The sequence below is a fragment of the Paenibacillus sp. J22R98 genome, assembly GCF_059383835.1.
Window position 1 is genome coordinate 254847 of record NZ_JBXENW010000010.1, and the last position, 17052, is coordinate 271898.

Annotated in this window: 16 protein-coding genes; 1 reads left to right on the forward strand and 15 read right to left on the reverse strand. The window is 49.7% G+C overall.

Annotated elements, in window-relative coordinates:
• The first annotated feature begins 10 nt into the window (after positions 1-10).
• The gene (locus AC50Y3_RS25095; protein WP_494821461.1) at positions 11-625 is read left to right on the forward strand and encodes a TetR/AcrR family transcriptional regulator; all 615 of its coding nucleotides are present in this window, start codon (positions 11-13) and stop codon (positions 623-625) included.
• Positions 626-693: 68 nt separating this feature from the next.
• Here AC50Y3_RS25095 and AC50Y3_RS25100 read toward each other — a convergent pair whose 3' ends face one another.
• From AC50Y3_RS25100 to AC50Y3_RS25170, 15 genes are all read right to left on the reverse strand, one after another.
• On the reverse strand, positions 694-2388 hold the full coding sequence (locus tag AC50Y3_RS25100) for an S-layer homology domain-containing protein (RefSeq protein WP_494821462.1): 1695 nt from the start codon (positions 2386-2388) through the stop codon (positions 694-696).
• Positions 2389-2449: 61 nt separating this feature from the next.
• A complete protein-coding gene (locus AC50Y3_RS25105) occupies positions 2450-3610 on the reverse strand; it encodes an S-layer homology domain-containing protein (protein ID WP_494821463.1) in 1161 nt (386 codons plus the stop codon).
• Positions 3611-3801: 191 nt separating this feature from the next.
• Positions 3802-5559 carry a methyl-accepting chemotaxis protein gene (locus tag AC50Y3_RS25110; protein ID WP_494821464.1) on the reverse strand — a complete coding sequence of 586 codons (1758 nt, stop codon included), beginning with the start codon at positions 5557-5559 and terminating at the stop codon, positions 3802-3804.
• Positions 5560-5707: 148 nt separating this feature from the next.
• On the reverse strand, positions 5708-6553 hold the full coding sequence (locus AC50Y3_RS25115; protein ID WP_494821465.1) for an SDR family oxidoreductase: 846 nt from the start codon (positions 6551-6553) through the stop codon (positions 5708-5710).
• Between the two features lie 100 nt (positions 6554-6653).
• Complete coding sequence (locus tag AC50Y3_RS25120) at positions 6654-8657, reverse strand: glutaminase family protein (RefSeq protein ID WP_494821466.1); 2004 nt, start codon at positions 8655-8657, stop codon at positions 6654-6656.
• A gap of 147 nt (positions 8658-8804) precedes the next feature.
• Complete coding sequence (locus AC50Y3_RS25125) at positions 8805-10058, reverse strand: helix-turn-helix domain-containing protein (RefSeq protein ID WP_494821467.1); 1254 nt, start codon at positions 10056-10058, stop codon at positions 8805-8807.
• A gap of 166 nt (positions 10059-10224) precedes the next feature.
• Positions 10225-10461 carry a cold-shock protein gene (locus AC50Y3_RS25130; protein ID WP_494821468.1) on the reverse strand — a complete coding sequence of 79 codons (237 nt, stop codon included), beginning with the start codon at positions 10459-10461 and terminating at the stop codon, positions 10225-10227.
• 186 nt (positions 10462-10647) lie between these two features.
• A complete protein-coding gene (locus AC50Y3_RS25135) occupies positions 10648-10875 on the reverse strand; it encodes a helix-turn-helix domain-containing protein (protein ID WP_494821499.1) in 228 nt (75 codons plus the stop codon).
• A 108-nt stretch (positions 10876-10983) separates the two neighbouring features.
• Positions 10984-11592, reverse strand: a complete 609-nt coding sequence (locus AC50Y3_RS25140) for a glycerol-3-phosphate acyltransferase (protein WP_494821469.1) — start codon at positions 11590-11592, stop codon at positions 10984-10986.
• On the reverse strand, positions 11589-12692 hold the full coding sequence (locus tag AC50Y3_RS25145) for a glycosyltransferase family 2 protein (RefSeq protein ID WP_494821470.1): 1104 nt from the start codon (positions 12690-12692) through the stop codon (positions 11589-11591). The genes AC50Y3_RS25140 and AC50Y3_RS25145 overlap by 4 nt, the downstream gene beginning before the upstream one ends.
• A 103-nt stretch (positions 12693-12795) precedes the next feature.
• On the reverse strand, positions 12796-13170 hold the full coding sequence (locus tag AC50Y3_RS25150; protein WP_494821471.1) for a PH domain-containing protein: 375 nt from the start codon (positions 13168-13170) through the stop codon (positions 12796-12798).
• 171 nt (positions 13171-13341) lie between these two features.
• The gene (locus tag AC50Y3_RS25155; protein ID WP_494821472.1) at positions 13342-14019 is read right to left on the reverse strand and encodes a FadR/GntR family transcriptional regulator; all 678 of its coding nucleotides are present in this window, start codon (positions 14017-14019) and stop codon (positions 13342-13344) included.
• Between the two features lie 46 nt (positions 14020-14065).
• A complete protein-coding gene (locus tag AC50Y3_RS25160; RefSeq protein WP_494821473.1) occupies positions 14066-15241 on the reverse strand; it encodes a trans-sulfuration enzyme family protein in 1176 nt (391 codons plus the stop codon).
• Positions 15242-15278: 37 nt separating this feature from the next.
• Entirely contained in the window at positions 15279-16106 is an 828-nt protein-coding gene (locus AC50Y3_RS25165) for a carbohydrate ABC transporter permease (RefSeq protein WP_494821474.1), read from the reverse strand.
• Between the two features lies 1 nt (position 16107).
• Positions 16108-17037: a carbohydrate ABC transporter permease gene (locus AC50Y3_RS25170; RefSeq protein ID WP_494821475.1), complete on the reverse strand. Its 930-nt coding sequence runs from the start codon at positions 17035-17037 to the stop codon at positions 16108-16110.
• Positions 17038-17052 lie beyond the last annotated feature (15 nt).

The following is a 17052-nucleotide window of genomic DNA, read 5'->3' on the forward strand; positions in this document are numbered from 1 at the left end:
GGGGAGAACGATGGCCACAGAGAAAACGACAGATAAACGACACTTACGCTCCGCGCTGACTCGCCAGAAAATATTAGTTGCCGCCAAGCAGGTGTTTCTGGAAGAAGGGTTCCAGAAAGCGACCATTTCGCAGATGATTCATGCCGCCAAAATCGGATATGGAACAGCTTATGTTCATTTTCAAGGAAAAGAAGATTTGTTAAGCGTGTTAATGGAGAATGTAATGGAGCAGTTTTATGAAATTGCCGCCATTTCCTTCGTTCCGGAGACAAAAGAAGAAGCGGTTCATACCATCCGCAGACAAACCTTGGCTTTTCTCAAAATGGCCGAGGCAGAGCGCAATATGATGCAAGTGTTCGAGCAAGCGATCGGCATCTCCTCTGTCATCTCCGATAAGTGGAAGGGCATTCGCGAGAAGTTTATCCAGCGGATATCCAGCGACATCGCCTACTCCCAGTCGCATGGACTGGCGCGAACCGATCTTAACCACCTGCTGATCGCGCGCGGCTGGTTCTATACCAATGAAATGTACTTGTGGGAAATCGTGCGGGACGAGCACCAAAGCTCGGTTGAAGAAATCGCGGTCAACATTACCGATCTATATACGGCGGGACTCTATCTCTAATGAAGCTTAGCTAAAACAAAACCGGCCTCTGCATCTCGCGCAGAGGCCGGTTTCTGTTGGTCTTGCAATTACTTGACTGCTTGTACAATTATGCCGGACTGATCGCCATCCACAACGATTTCTAACATAGCTGCTGGATTACTTTGATTCCCTATTACTAAGGTGTAGCTGCCCGGCGCGATATCGGTCAGTTTAAACGCGCCGTCCTCGTCCGTCCCCGGCCAGTAACTGCCGTCGTTGCTGGACGTAATAAGTCTAACCGGCAAATCAGCAAGCGGATTCCCGTTGCCGTCTACCGCCTTACCTCTCACCGTATACGTTGGAACAGCCAGCTGCAGCGATATTTTGCTCAAATTCGAGCCTTTAACCGTGATCTTATTGGAAGTTTGTAACTTGTAGCCGGAATAATGGAACATGATCTTATAGGACCCATTCGGAATCGGATTGAACGTATACGTACCTGCTTCTCGATCGGCATTCGTGACGGGATAATCACGATCTTCGCCGCGCAAATAAACGCCTGTGTTGACGGCCTCCCCATTCAGGTCTGCCACTTGTACCGTAACGGAGTAACCTGTTCCGTTCTCCGGTTGCTGCACAGCATCGGTATCGCCGGCATTATCGCTATCGTCTAATTCCACCTTGTCTTCCGTATCGTCCGACTTATTGTCATTGCCGAACTGATAAGCCCGCCATAACATAGCCGCTGCCTGCGCACGGGTAACCGGCTGCTGCGGGCGGAAGGTCTCATCCGGGAAGCCGGATGCAATGCCTGTCTCGATCGCAATCGCTACGGCATCCCGGGCGAACTTGGAAATACCATTAAAGTCTTTAAACATCGCCTGGATAATGCTTTGATCCGGCAGATGCGTTTTGTCATAGCCCTTCAGTTTAACCAGCGCCGTCGTAATATCCTCTCTCAGTGCAGGCGAGTTCGGTTTAAATACGATTTTCCCGCTGGAGAGCTTGTACCCGTTCAAGTATTGCTTCGACGCTTCAACGAAAGGCGTCTCCCAATCTGTAGGCTGCAGGTCGGCAAAGGTCGATTTCGTTACCTTCTTCGCTTTCACGCCGGAGGCCAGCATCATGATTTTGGCAAACTCCGCTCTGGTCACGATTTTCTCCGGTCTAAACTTGCCATCGGGATAACCGCCCAATACGCCGCGTTTCGCCAAGTCTTCAATCGCAGTCAACGCCCAATAGTTATTGGCGACATCTTTGAAGGTTGAGCTTGCAGGCTGACCGTAATTAGGGTCAATATCATTGCCATAGTCCAGCGAGTTGCCAGGAGCAGGCGGCACTGGGTTGCTTGGTGTACTCGATGCGCCTTTCACCACGACAACGCCCGGCTCAACATGCCATACATACTCAGTGCTGATGGATGGCGCGATGAGCTGGTAGGGAACACCGTCAGCCATTTGGCTGGTGTCATTGATGTGGAATTCAAAGCCCGTATCTGCAGGATCTCCGAAACCGCCTCTGAGTTGAGCGGCTACATCCGGATGTCCTTCAGCCTTGAGTATAAAGTCCGCTCCCGCCTTATCGACAAACACCATATCTTCACCGTGGATATGTTCCCGCGTGGAAACGATAAAGTCGAATGACACCTCTTGGATCGGCTTAATAATTCTAGGGTCACCTTTCCATAGCGTTCTGTAGATATGAACGTCACGGAGCTGACTTTCCGCCGCTGACGCGGAATAAGCCGGAACAAGCAAAGCAATAATGACGATTAGCAGCAGCAGCTTGGATAAACCTTTCATGATCGATGCCCCTTTATAAAGAAATGAAGGTGCCCCCGCTTAGGAGGACACCGAATGATTACTAAGATGGAAATTCTACGATCTCCGCCGGTTCGCCATCCACCATATCGACGGCTTCCTCGTCATCGCCATTCTCTTCCTTGTTCTCATCCCCGTACTGATACGCTCTCCAGAGCATCGCTGCCGCTTGCGCGCGCGTTACGGGCTGCTGTGCACGGAACGTCTCGTCCGGGAAGCCGGAAACGAGGTTGTTCTCAATCGCCAATGCAACATAGTCTTTGGCATATGAGGAAATCGAATTGTAATCTTTAAACATCGCTTGAATAATCGTGCGATCCGGCAGCTTCGTCTTGTTGTAGCCTTTCAGCTTCACGATCGCTACAGCAACATCTTCGCGCGTTGCCGGTGCATCCGGCTTAAACACAAGCTTCCCGCTAGAAAGTTTGTATCCGCTCAAGTACGATTTAGCAGCCTCTACGAAAGGGGCTTCCCAATCCGTTGCTTTTATGTCGGAGAAGCTTGTTTTGGTTACTTTCGCAGGAGTGAGTCCGGCTGCCAGTACCATGATCTTCGCAAACTCGGCGCGTGTAACGACTTTTTCCGGTCTAAACTTGCCGTCCGGATAGCCGCTGATGACATTTCTTGTATTCAAATCTTGAATGGCGCTAAACGCCCAGTATTGATTCGTAATATCCGAGAACTGGGATTCGCCGACACTGTTGTAGTTCGGATCGATGTCATTGCCGTAGTTATTCGGATTGGACGGCTGGCTTGGTTGTGTCGGTTGCGTCTGTTCATCGTTTAGAACATCGACCCGGCTCTCATTGTAGGCGAGCGGGTTACGGTTATCATCGTAAAGAATTGTAAGCGCGTAATAGGTACCGCCGTTTGCAAAGCTGCTGTTATAGCCGCTTGCGGAATACGGTTCAGGCATGCCAACAAAGGCTGCAATACCAAGTTCGTCAAAGGCATGCGGAGCATTGGAGGATTGAACGGTGATATGCGTAAATAATTGCGCCTGTTCAGGCAGCTCCGAGCGGTTAATGATGGTTTTAAAGCTCTTCACGCCCGGAATATGCTTGAGGCCGGCCGTAATTTCAACAGCGCTGCCAGCTGTCGTTTCTTCAGCATAGGAGTAGTTCTTAAGGCCCGCAGCTGCCAGAACAACAATGAATGCAAAACAAAGCAATGCTTTCAATGATACATTTCGTACGCGATCCATCTTCACAAACCCTTCCATAGTGGCAAAAGCCCCTCTCATGTTGGCAAATCTATCTACTAGCTTTATACCATAAATCGCCATCTATTAGTAGGAAAATATAGGATAAAATGCCCAGTTTTCGCACTCCGCCTTCCCCATCGTTCGACACCATAAAAAAGGCCGCATCCGCACCCGGATGTGGCCACTATTGCTTATAGATTAAACCTCTTAATCGCTTCTTCCAAACCTGAGCTTCGCTGCTTCAGCAGCTCCGTCGTCACGGAAATGCGCTTGGCCGCAGCCAGCTGGTCGGCAGACATCCTTTGAATCCACGCGGTATTATCCGCAGCCGTATTCGAAATTTGCGAGATTTGCTCCACCGATGCAGCAACCTCTTCCGATCCGGCCAGCACTTCTTGCGCCGCAGCGGAAATCTCCTGAATCTGACTGTTCACGAGATGGAAGCGATCGACCGTCTGATCGAACATCGATTCGACATAACCGGAGAGCTCCGTGCTCCTGATCATCTCTTCGCTGCCTTCCATCATTTGTTTGCCGATATGAGCAGACTCCTGTGCAATTTGCCCAAGAAGCGATGTGATGTGATTAGCAGATACGGAGGAGGCTTCAGCCAGCTTACGCACCTCACCGGCTACAATGGCGAAACCCGAGCCATGCTCGCCTGCTCTTGCTGCCTCAATGGAAGCATTCAATGCCAGCAGCTTGGTTTGATCCGCAATACTCGAGATCGAGGCGAGTACCGGTTCCATTTCATGCATAAATGCATTGAGGGCCAAGACTGAATCGTTGGTCTGCTTAGCCACATCAGAGATGGAGATCACTTGCGCCCTTAATTGGTGAATCGACTTGCGGCCTTCCTCCGCGGAATCAAGCGCTTCTGCAGAGGCGCTCGAAACTTGAGAGGAAGCCTCGGATACGCGCTGAATCGCGTACGTAATTTCCTCCATCGATTTGGCGCTTTCCTCTGCCCCAATACGCTGATGCTGCGCCCCATCCGCCAATTGCGTAATGGACAGCTCAAGCTTCTCGTTCAAGTCAACAAGCTGGCCTGCCTCAGAGCCAAACTGATCGGTGGACTGAATGAGATCCTTCGTCGTGATCTGCATATCCCGAACCACATTGCCAAGCGTCACACCTAGCCTGTCGCTCATTTTGTTCATCGCCGCGAATGCTTGTCCGATTTCATCGGGTGAGTTCACGCGCGCCGAGCCCAGGTTTCCCTTCGCAGCAGCGAAGTTTCCTTCGGCCATGGCTTCTGCCCCTTTTACAACAATCCGCAGCGGCCGCAAGGCACGGGACAGGAACACGGCAATGAAGACAAAAACAAGCAGAATCACGATGCCCATGACGATAAATAGCGGCGTGCTGGATTTCAAAACTTCCTTATAAATGGTCGTGGATACCGATATATCCGTATCAATCCCAATGGCGCCAATGATTGTACCGGATTCATTGCGAAGCGGTGCATACGCTGAAATATAAGTACCATAATCAGGATTGCGAATAATGCCGGATTTGGCCGATTTGCCCTCTAATACGAGCGCTATTGCATCCTTTGGCATGTCGGTAACTTCACCGATCGGAGACGCATCCTCGTCATCTTTAGGCTGGCCATCAACGAGAATGATGGGCTCCCCTTGGTCATTAATTTGAATCGTATATACGTACAAAGCGCCAATCCGCTGGCGATAGTCATTCATGCCATTACGAATTTGCCAATAGAGATCATTCTCCTTAGCATCTTGCGTATACGTTTCATATTGCTTGACATCAAATTGACCCGCGTAAGCCTCAGCTGTATGCATGCCAAAGCTGCCGATCGCTTCCTCGCTTGCTTTCCTCGTATTCTGGACTTGCAAGAAGATTAGGGCTGTAGACAGGATTACGAGAGTAGCCAAAATAAGAACAGATAACTTTACTGCTAACCGGCTTCTAATGCTTAAGAACATGATACGTATACTCCTCCTGCAGACCTATGTAATTGCTTTCATACTAGTTTACCATAATTTTCTCGCTATCACTCTCCAAAATATGCCATGAATTAACAAAAAAACGACCTCGAAAGGTCGCTTCCCGGTCTATAGTAGGCTCCACGGCTTATTCTTCTATCCCGAGCTGCAGTTTGCGTACGCTGCGGACACCGGCTAGCCCAGTCGGATCGTTCTGCGTCTTGTGGTGTGCAAACTGTTCCGCACGCTCGGAAGTGCGGATGCGAAGCGGCTTCTCTTCCATTGCTACCAGCTCCCACATCACTTCTGCAACCGCATCTGCAGTCTGGGGCTCCGCGTTACGGCTTAGGAACATTTTCGTATATTGATCGATGATCGGCTTATACTCATCCTCCAGAATGCCGCCCGTGCTTGCAACATGCCCCAGAACAGATTGGTTGAAATTCGTTGCGATCGCACCTGGTTCAAGCAGCGTCACATCAATATTGAAGAATGGCTTGTAGTAGGTAGCCAAGCTCTCCAACAATCCTTCAACCGCGAACTTGCTCGCACAGTAGATTTCATTCATCGGCTGACCCACCAAGCCGCCTACGCTGGACGTTGCAATGATATGACCATGACCGGCCTTCTGCATCATAGGCAGGGCGGCTTGAATCGTATGCATAACGCCATATACATTCGTGTTAAAGATATGCTCGATTTCCTGTATCGGCGCTTGTCCCAGTGCGCGCAAATAGCCGATACCCGCATTGCAGAATAACACATCGAGCTGCTTCTGCTCCCGTTTAATCTCGTCTATCACCGTACGAATGGCATCCGGGTCCGTCACCTCCATTTCGCGAAAATGGAGATTGTCATACCTTGCGTACTGCTCCTGATCGCGCTCCAGCTGCCGCGTTCCGGCATATACGACCCAGCCGTTCTGCGCGAACTTAAGTGCGGTTGCGAGCCCAATACCTGCGGATGCGCCGGTTATAAGTATGGTTTTGCTCATGATTATCGTTTCACCCCTATGTTGGCCAATTAAAATAGGCAAAGGGAGCCATTTCGGCCCCCTCAACCAATATTCCCTTATATCTACTTATTCAGCCGCACTACGCCTTCATGATTCCTTTGTCTTTGAGCACCTTCATCGAGATGCCACCGACTACGCTGCGATGCTGGAAGTTAAGTGCTCTCGCCGTAAACGTATCCGTCCAGTCGGAGAACATCACGCGGTCCGCTGTGTCGTTCAACATCTGCCAGATCGGTTCGACCAATGCGGTGAACGTTGCTTGTTCGTCGGCCAATGCCGCTGACCATACCAGCCAATCGGACTTCGTATAGGTAGCCCGGCTGTCCAGCGGCGTGCCGTACTTGTTGCTTTGTTTCAAGTACCAAGCGACTTCCTTCTGAATCATCGCTTTATCAAACAGCTCTGTGCCGAACAATTGATCCCAGATCAAATTGTATTTCAAGCTCCAGCTGCCCTCTTGCCCGAACGCCAGCTTCGTGTGATCGCCGTCATCGGCAAGCGCACCCCACTGATCCGCCATTTCCTTCGCTGCATTGCGATAGCGAGCGGCCTCATCGGCTTTGTTCTGCAGCTTCTTCAGGATGGAGAAGCTCGCAACGCCCATGATCGCTTTGACAGACAGGTTCGCATTACGGGCCAGATGGCCGGCAAAATCATCCGTACACAGCTGATTCTCCGGATCCAATCCATGCTCCAACAAATACTCCGCCCATTCCGTGAATACATCCATTTGACTGAAAATATAGTCGCGATTCCCGCCAGCCAAGCAAACCGCCGCAGCCATGACCAGCATGTTGCCGCATTCCTCGACAGGCATCTGTCCTTCTCTGGCGTTCTCGCTGTATACCTGACCATTGCCAATCGGGTACTGTCCGATATCATGCGGTGCGAATTCGAACGGCCACTTATCGCTTCTCGTGTACTTCATGATCGGACGGATCATGCCCTCGACTAGGGCAGGGTTATAGAGAAGGAACAAAGGAACAGAAGGGTAGCTGACGTCAACCGTTGCCATGCAGCCGTTGCTATAGCACTCTTTGGACAGGAACAGCAGCTCTCCGTCCGTATCGGTCACTAGCTTATGCGCTGCAATAGCCTGACGGTAAGAAACCGCCAGAAGATCCGCGTATTTCTCGCCGCCTGACTTTACGCCATCGGCCACAATCTCCTGATCGAATGCCGCGCAGCGCTCCATTAACTCGTCGTATTCAGCGAAGGCTGCCGCAATCATATCGTCGGTGCTTTGGCCGTTTCTCTTCCAGTAGGCTTGCAGCTGATCGCCGAAATACGTAACGGAGTACACGTCATCATAAGCCAGCACAGCCAGCTCGGATACCGGGGATGCGCCAACCTCGCCCAGATCATAGACAAGTGCCATAACCGGATTCCCTTCTGCAACCACTTGGGGCGATGCAGCCGGTTCGTTCGTTAATTTCTCGTTGCGTACGAAGAGCTTGCGCAAATTTGCCGAATGCAGATAGGCTTGCGTTTGCTCCGACTTCCGTGCGGTTAAATAGAAATAACCCCAATCGATGCGATGATCGTCACCGGACCGATTCATGTAGGATTGCTGCTCATGACTCATTTTCATCACAAGTAATTCTTGATTATCGCTAAACTCCGAAACGATCGCTTGCGAGGTTTGATCCACGCACCATTCGCCGGTTACGTCGAAATACACGCTCACGTCATGGCCGCGTCCATCAAGGGCTTTCACCTCGAACGCCACATAAGAAGCCGGTCTCGACAGCACATCCAGATCGGTCAGCAGTAGCGGCGTCGTGAAGCGTACCGTCAATTCAATGCCCGCCGCCTCAAAGGTGTAGATGGTGCTCAGCGGCGTGACCTTCAGGCTCGTTTGCGTAAGTGCCGTCGGCTCCGTATAATAACGCTCCGCTCTCGGTTCTACGCGACCCGCGAAGCGGTAAGGTACCCCGTCAATTCGGATAAGGCCTGTCATTGCATGTCGTTGTCCCGTCCAATGGCGGGTGAAATCATCGGTTAAACGGTCAGCAGTTGACCATACGCTGAAATAAGGATCTACCGTTACTAAAGGTACTGCAGCTGGACGAATCGGATTCATGGTTTGAACATCCTCTCATTGATATGTATATAAAAACCATAATGTATATATAAAACATAATATATATACGTAATTTTGTATATAGGTAAATGGCAAGTGGGCAAAAGAAAAATCCACAACCGGTAAGGTTGTGGATTTAAGCTCCGATTAGTTCGTATCCGATACTAGCATTTGGCGGTATTTCTCGTTCTGTGCCGGAGACGTTCGGTCTCGCAGCTCCCAGAACGAATGCATGCATTTCTTAAATAAACGGGTATTCTTGAGGTTAAGCGCCTCCGTCGTGACCTCAAGCAGCACATCGATTCCTTCTGGGTAAGAACCGATCCTGCTTAGATAGGTCGAATAAGCAAACTGAAAATCCAATACGATTTTCTGCTTCACCCAAGTGTCCCGCTCCTTGGAAATCGCATCGATAATATGCTGGTACCGATGGACAAGAGCCTTCGCATCATCCAATCGGTCTAACTCGACATACGTCCTCAGCAGCCTTGGCAGTCCTACATACAGATCATCGCGCTCAACCAGCCACGCCAAATACTCTTCCGCATAATCCAGGATCCCAAAGTCCAAGTAGGCTGCATGACGATTCCCAATCGAGTACTCGCTGAACTGCTTGTTCACTTCCGAATAGCGATCAATCTGCTCGAGCACTTCATCCAGCGTGCCTCCGAGCCTCGTTAAGGAGAAACCTTTGTACATCAGCGCATAGCCCAAATGGTTCCCATAGGATGCGATGCTCTCTAATTTCTCTGCGTAATATTTGACTTCTTTCCAGTCTTCGCGCCTGTAATAGAAAACAGTAATCCACAGAAACGCATCTCGTCGGACATCAACCGGCAAATAATGAATGTATTCCAGAAGCGTCGATAACGCATGCTGCGCCCGGTCCGTCGTGATTAGGATGAAAAACCGGCGGAAATAACAAATCGCAAATTCGCTCGAGAAGCGATCCGGGAAATTTTCAATGATCGACTCGTAGAGGAAGAGCGCCTCCGACTCGTTGCCTTCATGAAACAAACGCTCCGCCACCGAGAAGATATTGAGCATTTGCTTGCTTCGTAAGTATTTCGAGTTCTCCTCTAATATACAGCCGATCATGAGACTCGCTTCCAAATTCCGGCCGTTCAGCATGCAGTTGTATAGAAACTGACTGCTTCTGCTTTTATGTACAGGCTCGCTGTCACTGAAGTACTCTTCGAAATAAAGGGCGTACATGCTCCCCGGCGGCAATCCGATAGCCGTTGTGATTTTATCCAATTGCGCAGGCGTAAGTGCCTTCTTCTGGCCAAAAATCCGGCTAACCTCGCTGATATGTATGTCGGCTTGTGAAGCCAAATCGGAATAATTCCAGTTTTTCAACTTCATGTACGCTTGGATTTTCGCGAGCAATGTTCCATTCATCGTTGTCACCACGCCATCGTAGACTCATATCTTATGTAAGGGAAATCAATAAAGATTATCTTGTATTTTACTATGTATCGAATGGTTTTAATAATGTAAATAGGTGGATATATGCCTCCTACATCCGAGACGAAAAAAGCCGACCAGCGGAGGTCGGCTTTCTTCATTACGCCTTGGGCGTTACGTTCTTTAACGCTGTCTTTAGTTCGGAGCTGGAGTTATGTAAAATGGGGAGATCTTTCATACTGTTAATCATCGGAGACTTACATTGCGCGCATGTCGGAACTTCCTCAAACGAGTAGCTGTTCCTCATCCAACCATTGCAGCCTTCCTTCGTACATGACCAGATGGCTGTCATTTCATTCGGCAAATCCTCAATGGGTCTCTTCCGTGAAAAATACATTAGCAAGTCCTCCCCTTCGATCCTTCATAAAAAAAGTCACACACCGAATTAGGCAACATCGCACCTTTTCAGTATGTGACATTAAGTCTCATATACATTCATATACGTGAATCAAACTATACCACACTATCGCTTAATTAGCGAAAGAAACCTTTAAATGGAGCCTATATAGTGACCGGTTCAATCCTATTTCTGTGCAAGAATTTCATCGATTTCGCTCTTGAGGAGCAAGTAGCGATGAACGCTTCGCATGATTGGCACCTTGGTTAGTTTATGTTTCTCTACGTAAACCTTCATATGATCCTTAGAGAGGCCTAGCAAACTGCCGGCTTCCGTCACCGTTAATACAACTTCGTTGCTCGTTGCATTAAACGTTTCCTTCACTTTTAAATTCCAGTCGTTAAACCCCTGCATATAAGGTAACCTCACGTTTCTGTTTCATCCAATATTTTATTATACCACGAAATTGGACTTATTCCTAAACCAGATGCAGGAAATGTAAGGAAATGTGCAGTGAGCCGATCATTCCGATCGTTTAAGGACAACAACACGCAGCTCTCTCCGGTGGGAGTACACTAACAATAGAAAATTGATCAATCCAAACAGAAGGACTGCCCCTGAATAACGCGCAAAGAATAAGAAGATTACAAGCAGCAGCATACCGAGCACAACCTGAAAGGCATCTGCTTCCGAAGTGGATGGTTTGCCTCTGCTGAGCAGCCGGCCCGACACTAGCAACGCCGCCAGAATAATGGCATAAGCGAGCGAGGCCGCGAATCCCGTCAACCCGCTCCAGACGCCGAATGTCACTGCAATCGCTTTGCCTCCCCTCCATCGCAAGAAGGGCGAGAAGATATGACCGAGTATGGCCGCAACAGATGGAAGAATGATTCCGAGGCCCGTCACCGCATTAGTATGTACAAGCCAAAATATCGGTACACACCCTTTTAGAAAATCAAGCGCAATCCCCGCCAACCCGTACGTATACCCAGCCGCTCTCCACAAATTCAGCGCTCCGGGATTGCCATCGCCATGCTCCTTCAAATTATGCTTCGCCATCAAGCCAAGCCAGTAAGAAAACATAAGCGATCCGGATAAGTACGATAGGACCGTCCATAGTATCATCATCATTTTCTCCGAGCTCCGACTTCAATACTCCGACCTTTCCATGCCACTCGTCCAAAGAAGACGACCTGATAAACGGAATACAGCATAATCATCAGAAAAAAAACAGTACTCAAGAAATGAACGGCAGGCAGCCATTTGCCGAATCGCCCTGTATAGTGAACGAAATAATAAATTTGCGCGGTATAGAGAACGTACCCTACTGCGAGCGGCATCCCCCAGGAGGTACCTAGGAAGAATGGCGTCGCCTCCACCATAATTAATCCGATCAGCCAAACCGCCACGAGCAGTGTCGTACGCAAGCTGAGCTTGCTTGTACTAAGCACCGCCCCTTTGCTAAAGCCTTCAATTTCGCTGCGAATGCCGCCGGGATACATGCGGAAGGATACCTTGTTGTATCCGATGTAATTCACGACCGGAATGCCCGCTTCAATAAATTTAGCGCCAAGATTCAAGTCATCCAGCAGCTCGCCCTTAATGCCCTCATGACCTTGAACCTTGTCATAAAGCGTTCTAGTCGTGAGAATACATGACCCGTACAACCCTTTTGTTGCATTCGTCCGTTCCATGGGTGACGTAAACGCGAACAAGCCTAAGAGGTTGGGAATAAGCGCTAACTTCTCATAGAGTTTCTCCGCTTGATGATAGGGCACGACCGAGATCGTCCCACCGGCCTGATCTCTTGCTGCGATGAGCGCCTGAAGCGCATCCGGCGCGAGCCGGACATCCGCATCCAGAAAAGCTATCAGCTCTCCGGTGCAATGCAAGTAGCCGTTCCAGACGGCCCAGTTCTTACCTGTCCATCCCAAGGGCAGCTCAGGGCTCGCAATGACTTTCACGCCATAGCTCTCGGCAATCGCTCTTGTCCCATCCTCGGAATGATCATCCACGACGATAATCTCAATCGCTCCTAGGGTCTGGGCTTGAAGGGAACTCAGAAGATGCGGCAGGTTGCCCTCTTCATTCCTAGCCGGGATAATGACGGACAGCTTCCTCGGCTGCAAGGAGAGATGATTATGAAGATCGACAGGAATCGTATTTCTACGGAACAATATCAAACCCGCAGCACACGCACCCATCAGCACAGCAATAATCAGCATCCCCATTCCATTACCCCCTAGGACTTGGTTTACGGCTATAAGTAGAATATATGGCATCGATGTATAGATCTATGAACTTATTTCGGGTAACCCCGGCTAATCCCTTTTTTCAGTCTTTCAATAGCGCATTTGCGATCAGCATATCGAACTTGCGAATATCTACGCCTTTTTGCAATTTCACTTTAATATGGCCCGCCCGTGTCCACAACTCAACCTCTGCATTGATATCGAGGAAACCGCCTGCGTTCTCTGTAGACCACATATTGATCGAGGAATAAGGAAGAGAGTAGATCTCAATCTTCTTGCCTGTGATACCTTGCACATCTCGCACGATTAACCTTTTGTTCGTGAAAATAGCCGTGTCGCGGAAGGTTTTGTAAGCCGTAACCGCTACTTCTCCTGTCACAAGCAGTGCATTGACGTCTTGCGGTATCGGACACTCCGAAACCAAGGTCCACTCCAGAATACTTGAAGTAGCTGCCATCTGCTTAGCCCCCTGTTCCTTCCCTTTATTCAAGCTTCCCTCACCCTTCAACAGCACATTATGATATATGTATCATGAGGAAAGTTAGAATAATTTGTCAATCCTAATTGTGTATATTTACATAATCAAACCCACATCCGCATGAGGATGTGGGTTAACAGCGATGAGCGATCAATAGGTTTTGATGATATTCTCGATGCAATCCATAAGCTTGTTAAATTCGGCCAGTGCCTGAACCGGGTCGTGAACAGCGATTGCGGCGAACATAGTGTGATGAAACTCATATGTTTCGTCGAACAGCTTCTGTTCGCCAAGCGGTTCATTGAAAAACTTCTCGTACAGAGCAGCTATCGACTCCAGCACGCTGGCTAAGATCGGATTGGACGCCGCACTCATAACACCCCGGTGGAATGCCAAGTCGATCTGCGAGGTCGGTTTCCCCAATTCTTTCAGTCGGCTGTATTCGTTCAGACAGGCTGTCAGTTCATCAATTTGAGCCTGCGTAATCCGTTTGGCTGCCAGTTCAACCGCTTTCCCCTCCAGCGCCCGACGCACATCTAATATCGAAAGCAAAAATCGCTTCTCATTTTCTATTTTGATTTTGCCGGCAAATCGATATGTCCCCACATCACGAACATAGATCCCCTTACCGTTGGCCACGGAGAGGACATCAATTGCCTCCAGATAGCGCAGCGCTTCTCGGAGCGAAGAGCGACCGACGCCGAACATCTGCGCCAATACCTCAGCTGAAGGAAGCTTATCTCCTTCCTGCAGACCTTTCTCTTCAATATAATTTTGAATTTCCTGCGAGACCAGCTCAGGCATCAATTGCCGTTGAATCTTAGCCACAAACGAATCACTCCCCGCTTATACGAATCCAAGCTGTTTAAAGCTGCTATAGCTGCAAATCACAAACTTGCGCCCATGTCTGATCCAAGTCGCGAATCAAATCGTCGGCGCTCTCCAATCCGATATGCAGACGGATCAGGCTTCGAGCCTCTGCCGTACAACCGGCGAAGGCCGGATTGACGGTAACGAGTGATTCGAAGCCGCCCCAGCTGACCCCGATTTTGAACAGCTTCAGCTGGCCCGCCCATTGCCGCATCTTCTCCGGCGACTCGGCCGTTTCGAACGAGAACAAGCCGCTCGAGCCGTTCATTTGCTTTCGTCCAAGCTCATACTGCGGATGTGCCGGGAGCGAGGGATGATTGACTCGCAGCACATAAGGCTGGCTCGCCATATGAGTCGCGACCTTCAGAGCGCTGCGCTCATGCCTCTCCATGCGAAGTGGCAGCGTACGCAGGCAGCGGGTGACCAGTGCCGCTGTATGTGCCGTCATAATACCGCCGAACAGCATATATTCGTCCTCCGCAATCCGACTGACGAGTCGCTCCGATCCGAGCACCACACCGGCCACGCTATCGCTTTGCCCAGAGATGTACTTTGTAACGGAGTGAACGACGAGGTCGATACCAAGTTCCAAAGGACGCTGGAATACAGGCGTAGCCCAGGAGTTATCCATAATCGTAACAATGCCGCGGCTGCTGGCAAGCTCCGCACAGGCTGCCAGGTCCTGCAGCTGGAACAGCATCGACGTCGGGCTTTCCAAGTAGAGCAGCTTGGTCTCCGGGCGAAGCGCTGCACGAATAGTCTCCGGCGAGCTTCCGTCCACAAGCGTCGATTCGATGCCGAAGCGCTTCAAATACTGGGTCACGAAAGCTCGTGTCGGTCCGTACGCCTGATCCACGCAAACGATGTGGTCGCCTGTCTTTACCGTCGAGAGGATCGCGGCTGAGATCGCAGCCATCCCCGAAGCGAAGCACTTCGCCATTTCCGCATGTTCCAGCTCGGCCAGCTTGTCCTCTAAATACCGCACGGTCGGATTATTTCCCCGCGAGTAGACATGATGGGTCTGTTGCTGCTTCGCAGCCTCTTGAAATTTATCGTACGACTCAAAGGCGAATAGGCTTGTTTGATAGATTGGAATATTAATCGATCCGTGATGTCGTTCATCGACGGCGTCATGCGCAGTCAAAGTGTACTGCCATTCTCGATCGTTCTTCTCTGCCATCCGTTTTACTCCTCCTTCCATTCCTGTACGCCGGCTGTTATCCCTTAACAGCCCCTTGCGTCAAACCTTCGACGATAAAGCGCTGTGCAACGGCGAACAAGGCGATGGTCGGAATGACGGATAACACGGTTCCGGCCGACATCGCGCCCCAATCCACATCGAACTTCATGACGAAGGAATTCATAGCCACGGGCAGCGTCTTCAGCGATTCGTCATCGATAAATAGGACCGCCATGAACAATTCATTCCAGTTCTGCACAAAGGCGAAAATAAAAGTGGCCGCAATCCCATTCAGCATGACCGGCATAATGACTCGCAGCAAGGCTGACAACCGGGAGCAGCCATCGATCATTGCTGCCTCTTCAAGGCTGGACGGAATCCGTTCGAAAAACCCTTTGAGCAATATGGTCGAGAATGGAATCAAGCCGACGGTGTACATCAGAATGAGCGAGGATCGCGTATTAATTAAATCTAAGCGGGACATGAGCAAATAGAGCGGAGCCAGCGCCACGAAGCCCGGAAGCATCTGAGTCAGAAAGAATCCCAGCATAATATGCCGGTGACTGCGAAATTTGAAACGGGCAAGCACATAGGCGCTGAGAATCGCAATGCAGACAACAACCGCGGCAGCACTGAGGGAAATCAGCATACTGTTGGCGATATAGATGTGGAACTTGGAAATTTTAATAATGTTGATGTAATTTTGAAAGCTCAAATGATCTGGCCAGTATTTCAGCGGGAACGAGAAAATTTCTTTCTGCGGCTTCAGGGATGTGATAACAATCCAATAGAGCGGAAACACCATCACCATTAAATAGATCGCCAAGAAGACGACCTTCAACCCTTTCGACAGGTGCCGCTTCATATTAGAAGTCCCCCATTTTCTCGGATCTCGTCACGGTTAAATAAAAGATCGTATAGAGCATGAGAATGCCGATCATCAGGATGCCGATTGCAGAAGCTGCACCATAATCGCCGCCGTACATGATTTTATCAAGCATCAGGGAGGACAAAATATGCGTGGAGCCAGCCGGCCCGCCGTTCGTTAACCCATAGATGATCGATGGATCATTGAATATCCAGATCGCGCGCAGCAGCGTAGTCGTAATGACAGTCGGCATAATATAAGGCATTGTAATGTTCAGCAGCTTGCGCGCACCGTTAGCACCGTCCATGCTCCCTGCTTCGTACAGCTCTGAAGGCACCGATTGCAGCGCGGCCAGCAGCATGATCGCAAAAAAAGCGATGCCATACCATATATTCGCCACAATGACCGAAACCATCGCCCAATTCGGATCCGACAAGAAGCCGATGCGCTCATGAATGATTCCGGTTCGGAGCAGCAAGTCGTTGATGACCCCGATCTGTGAATTGAACATCCATTTCCAAATCAGGCCGATCAGAAACCCGGATAACGCCCATGGATAGAAAACAAAGCCTTGAAAGATTCCCCGGCCGCGGAACCGTTTGTTCAATAGAAGTGCGACTGTCATTCCGATCGTAAATTGTAATATAAGGGAGATGAACACCCAATAGATGCTGTTAATCGAGGCATGTTTAAATTTTGCGTCTTCAAACATATGCTTAAAGTTGTCAAAGCCGATGAAATGAACGTTGGTCAGATCGAAGAGTTGATAGTTTTGAAACGCCATCACGATACCGCGCAAGAAAGGATAGTATGTAAATACAAGCATTAGGACCACTGTGGGTAACAAACTGAAAAAGATGAAGCCGCGCGGCGAATTGCGGTAACTTGCCTGCACTCGCCCGATGATGGAAGGCTGATCATCTTTCATGAATCGCACCACCTT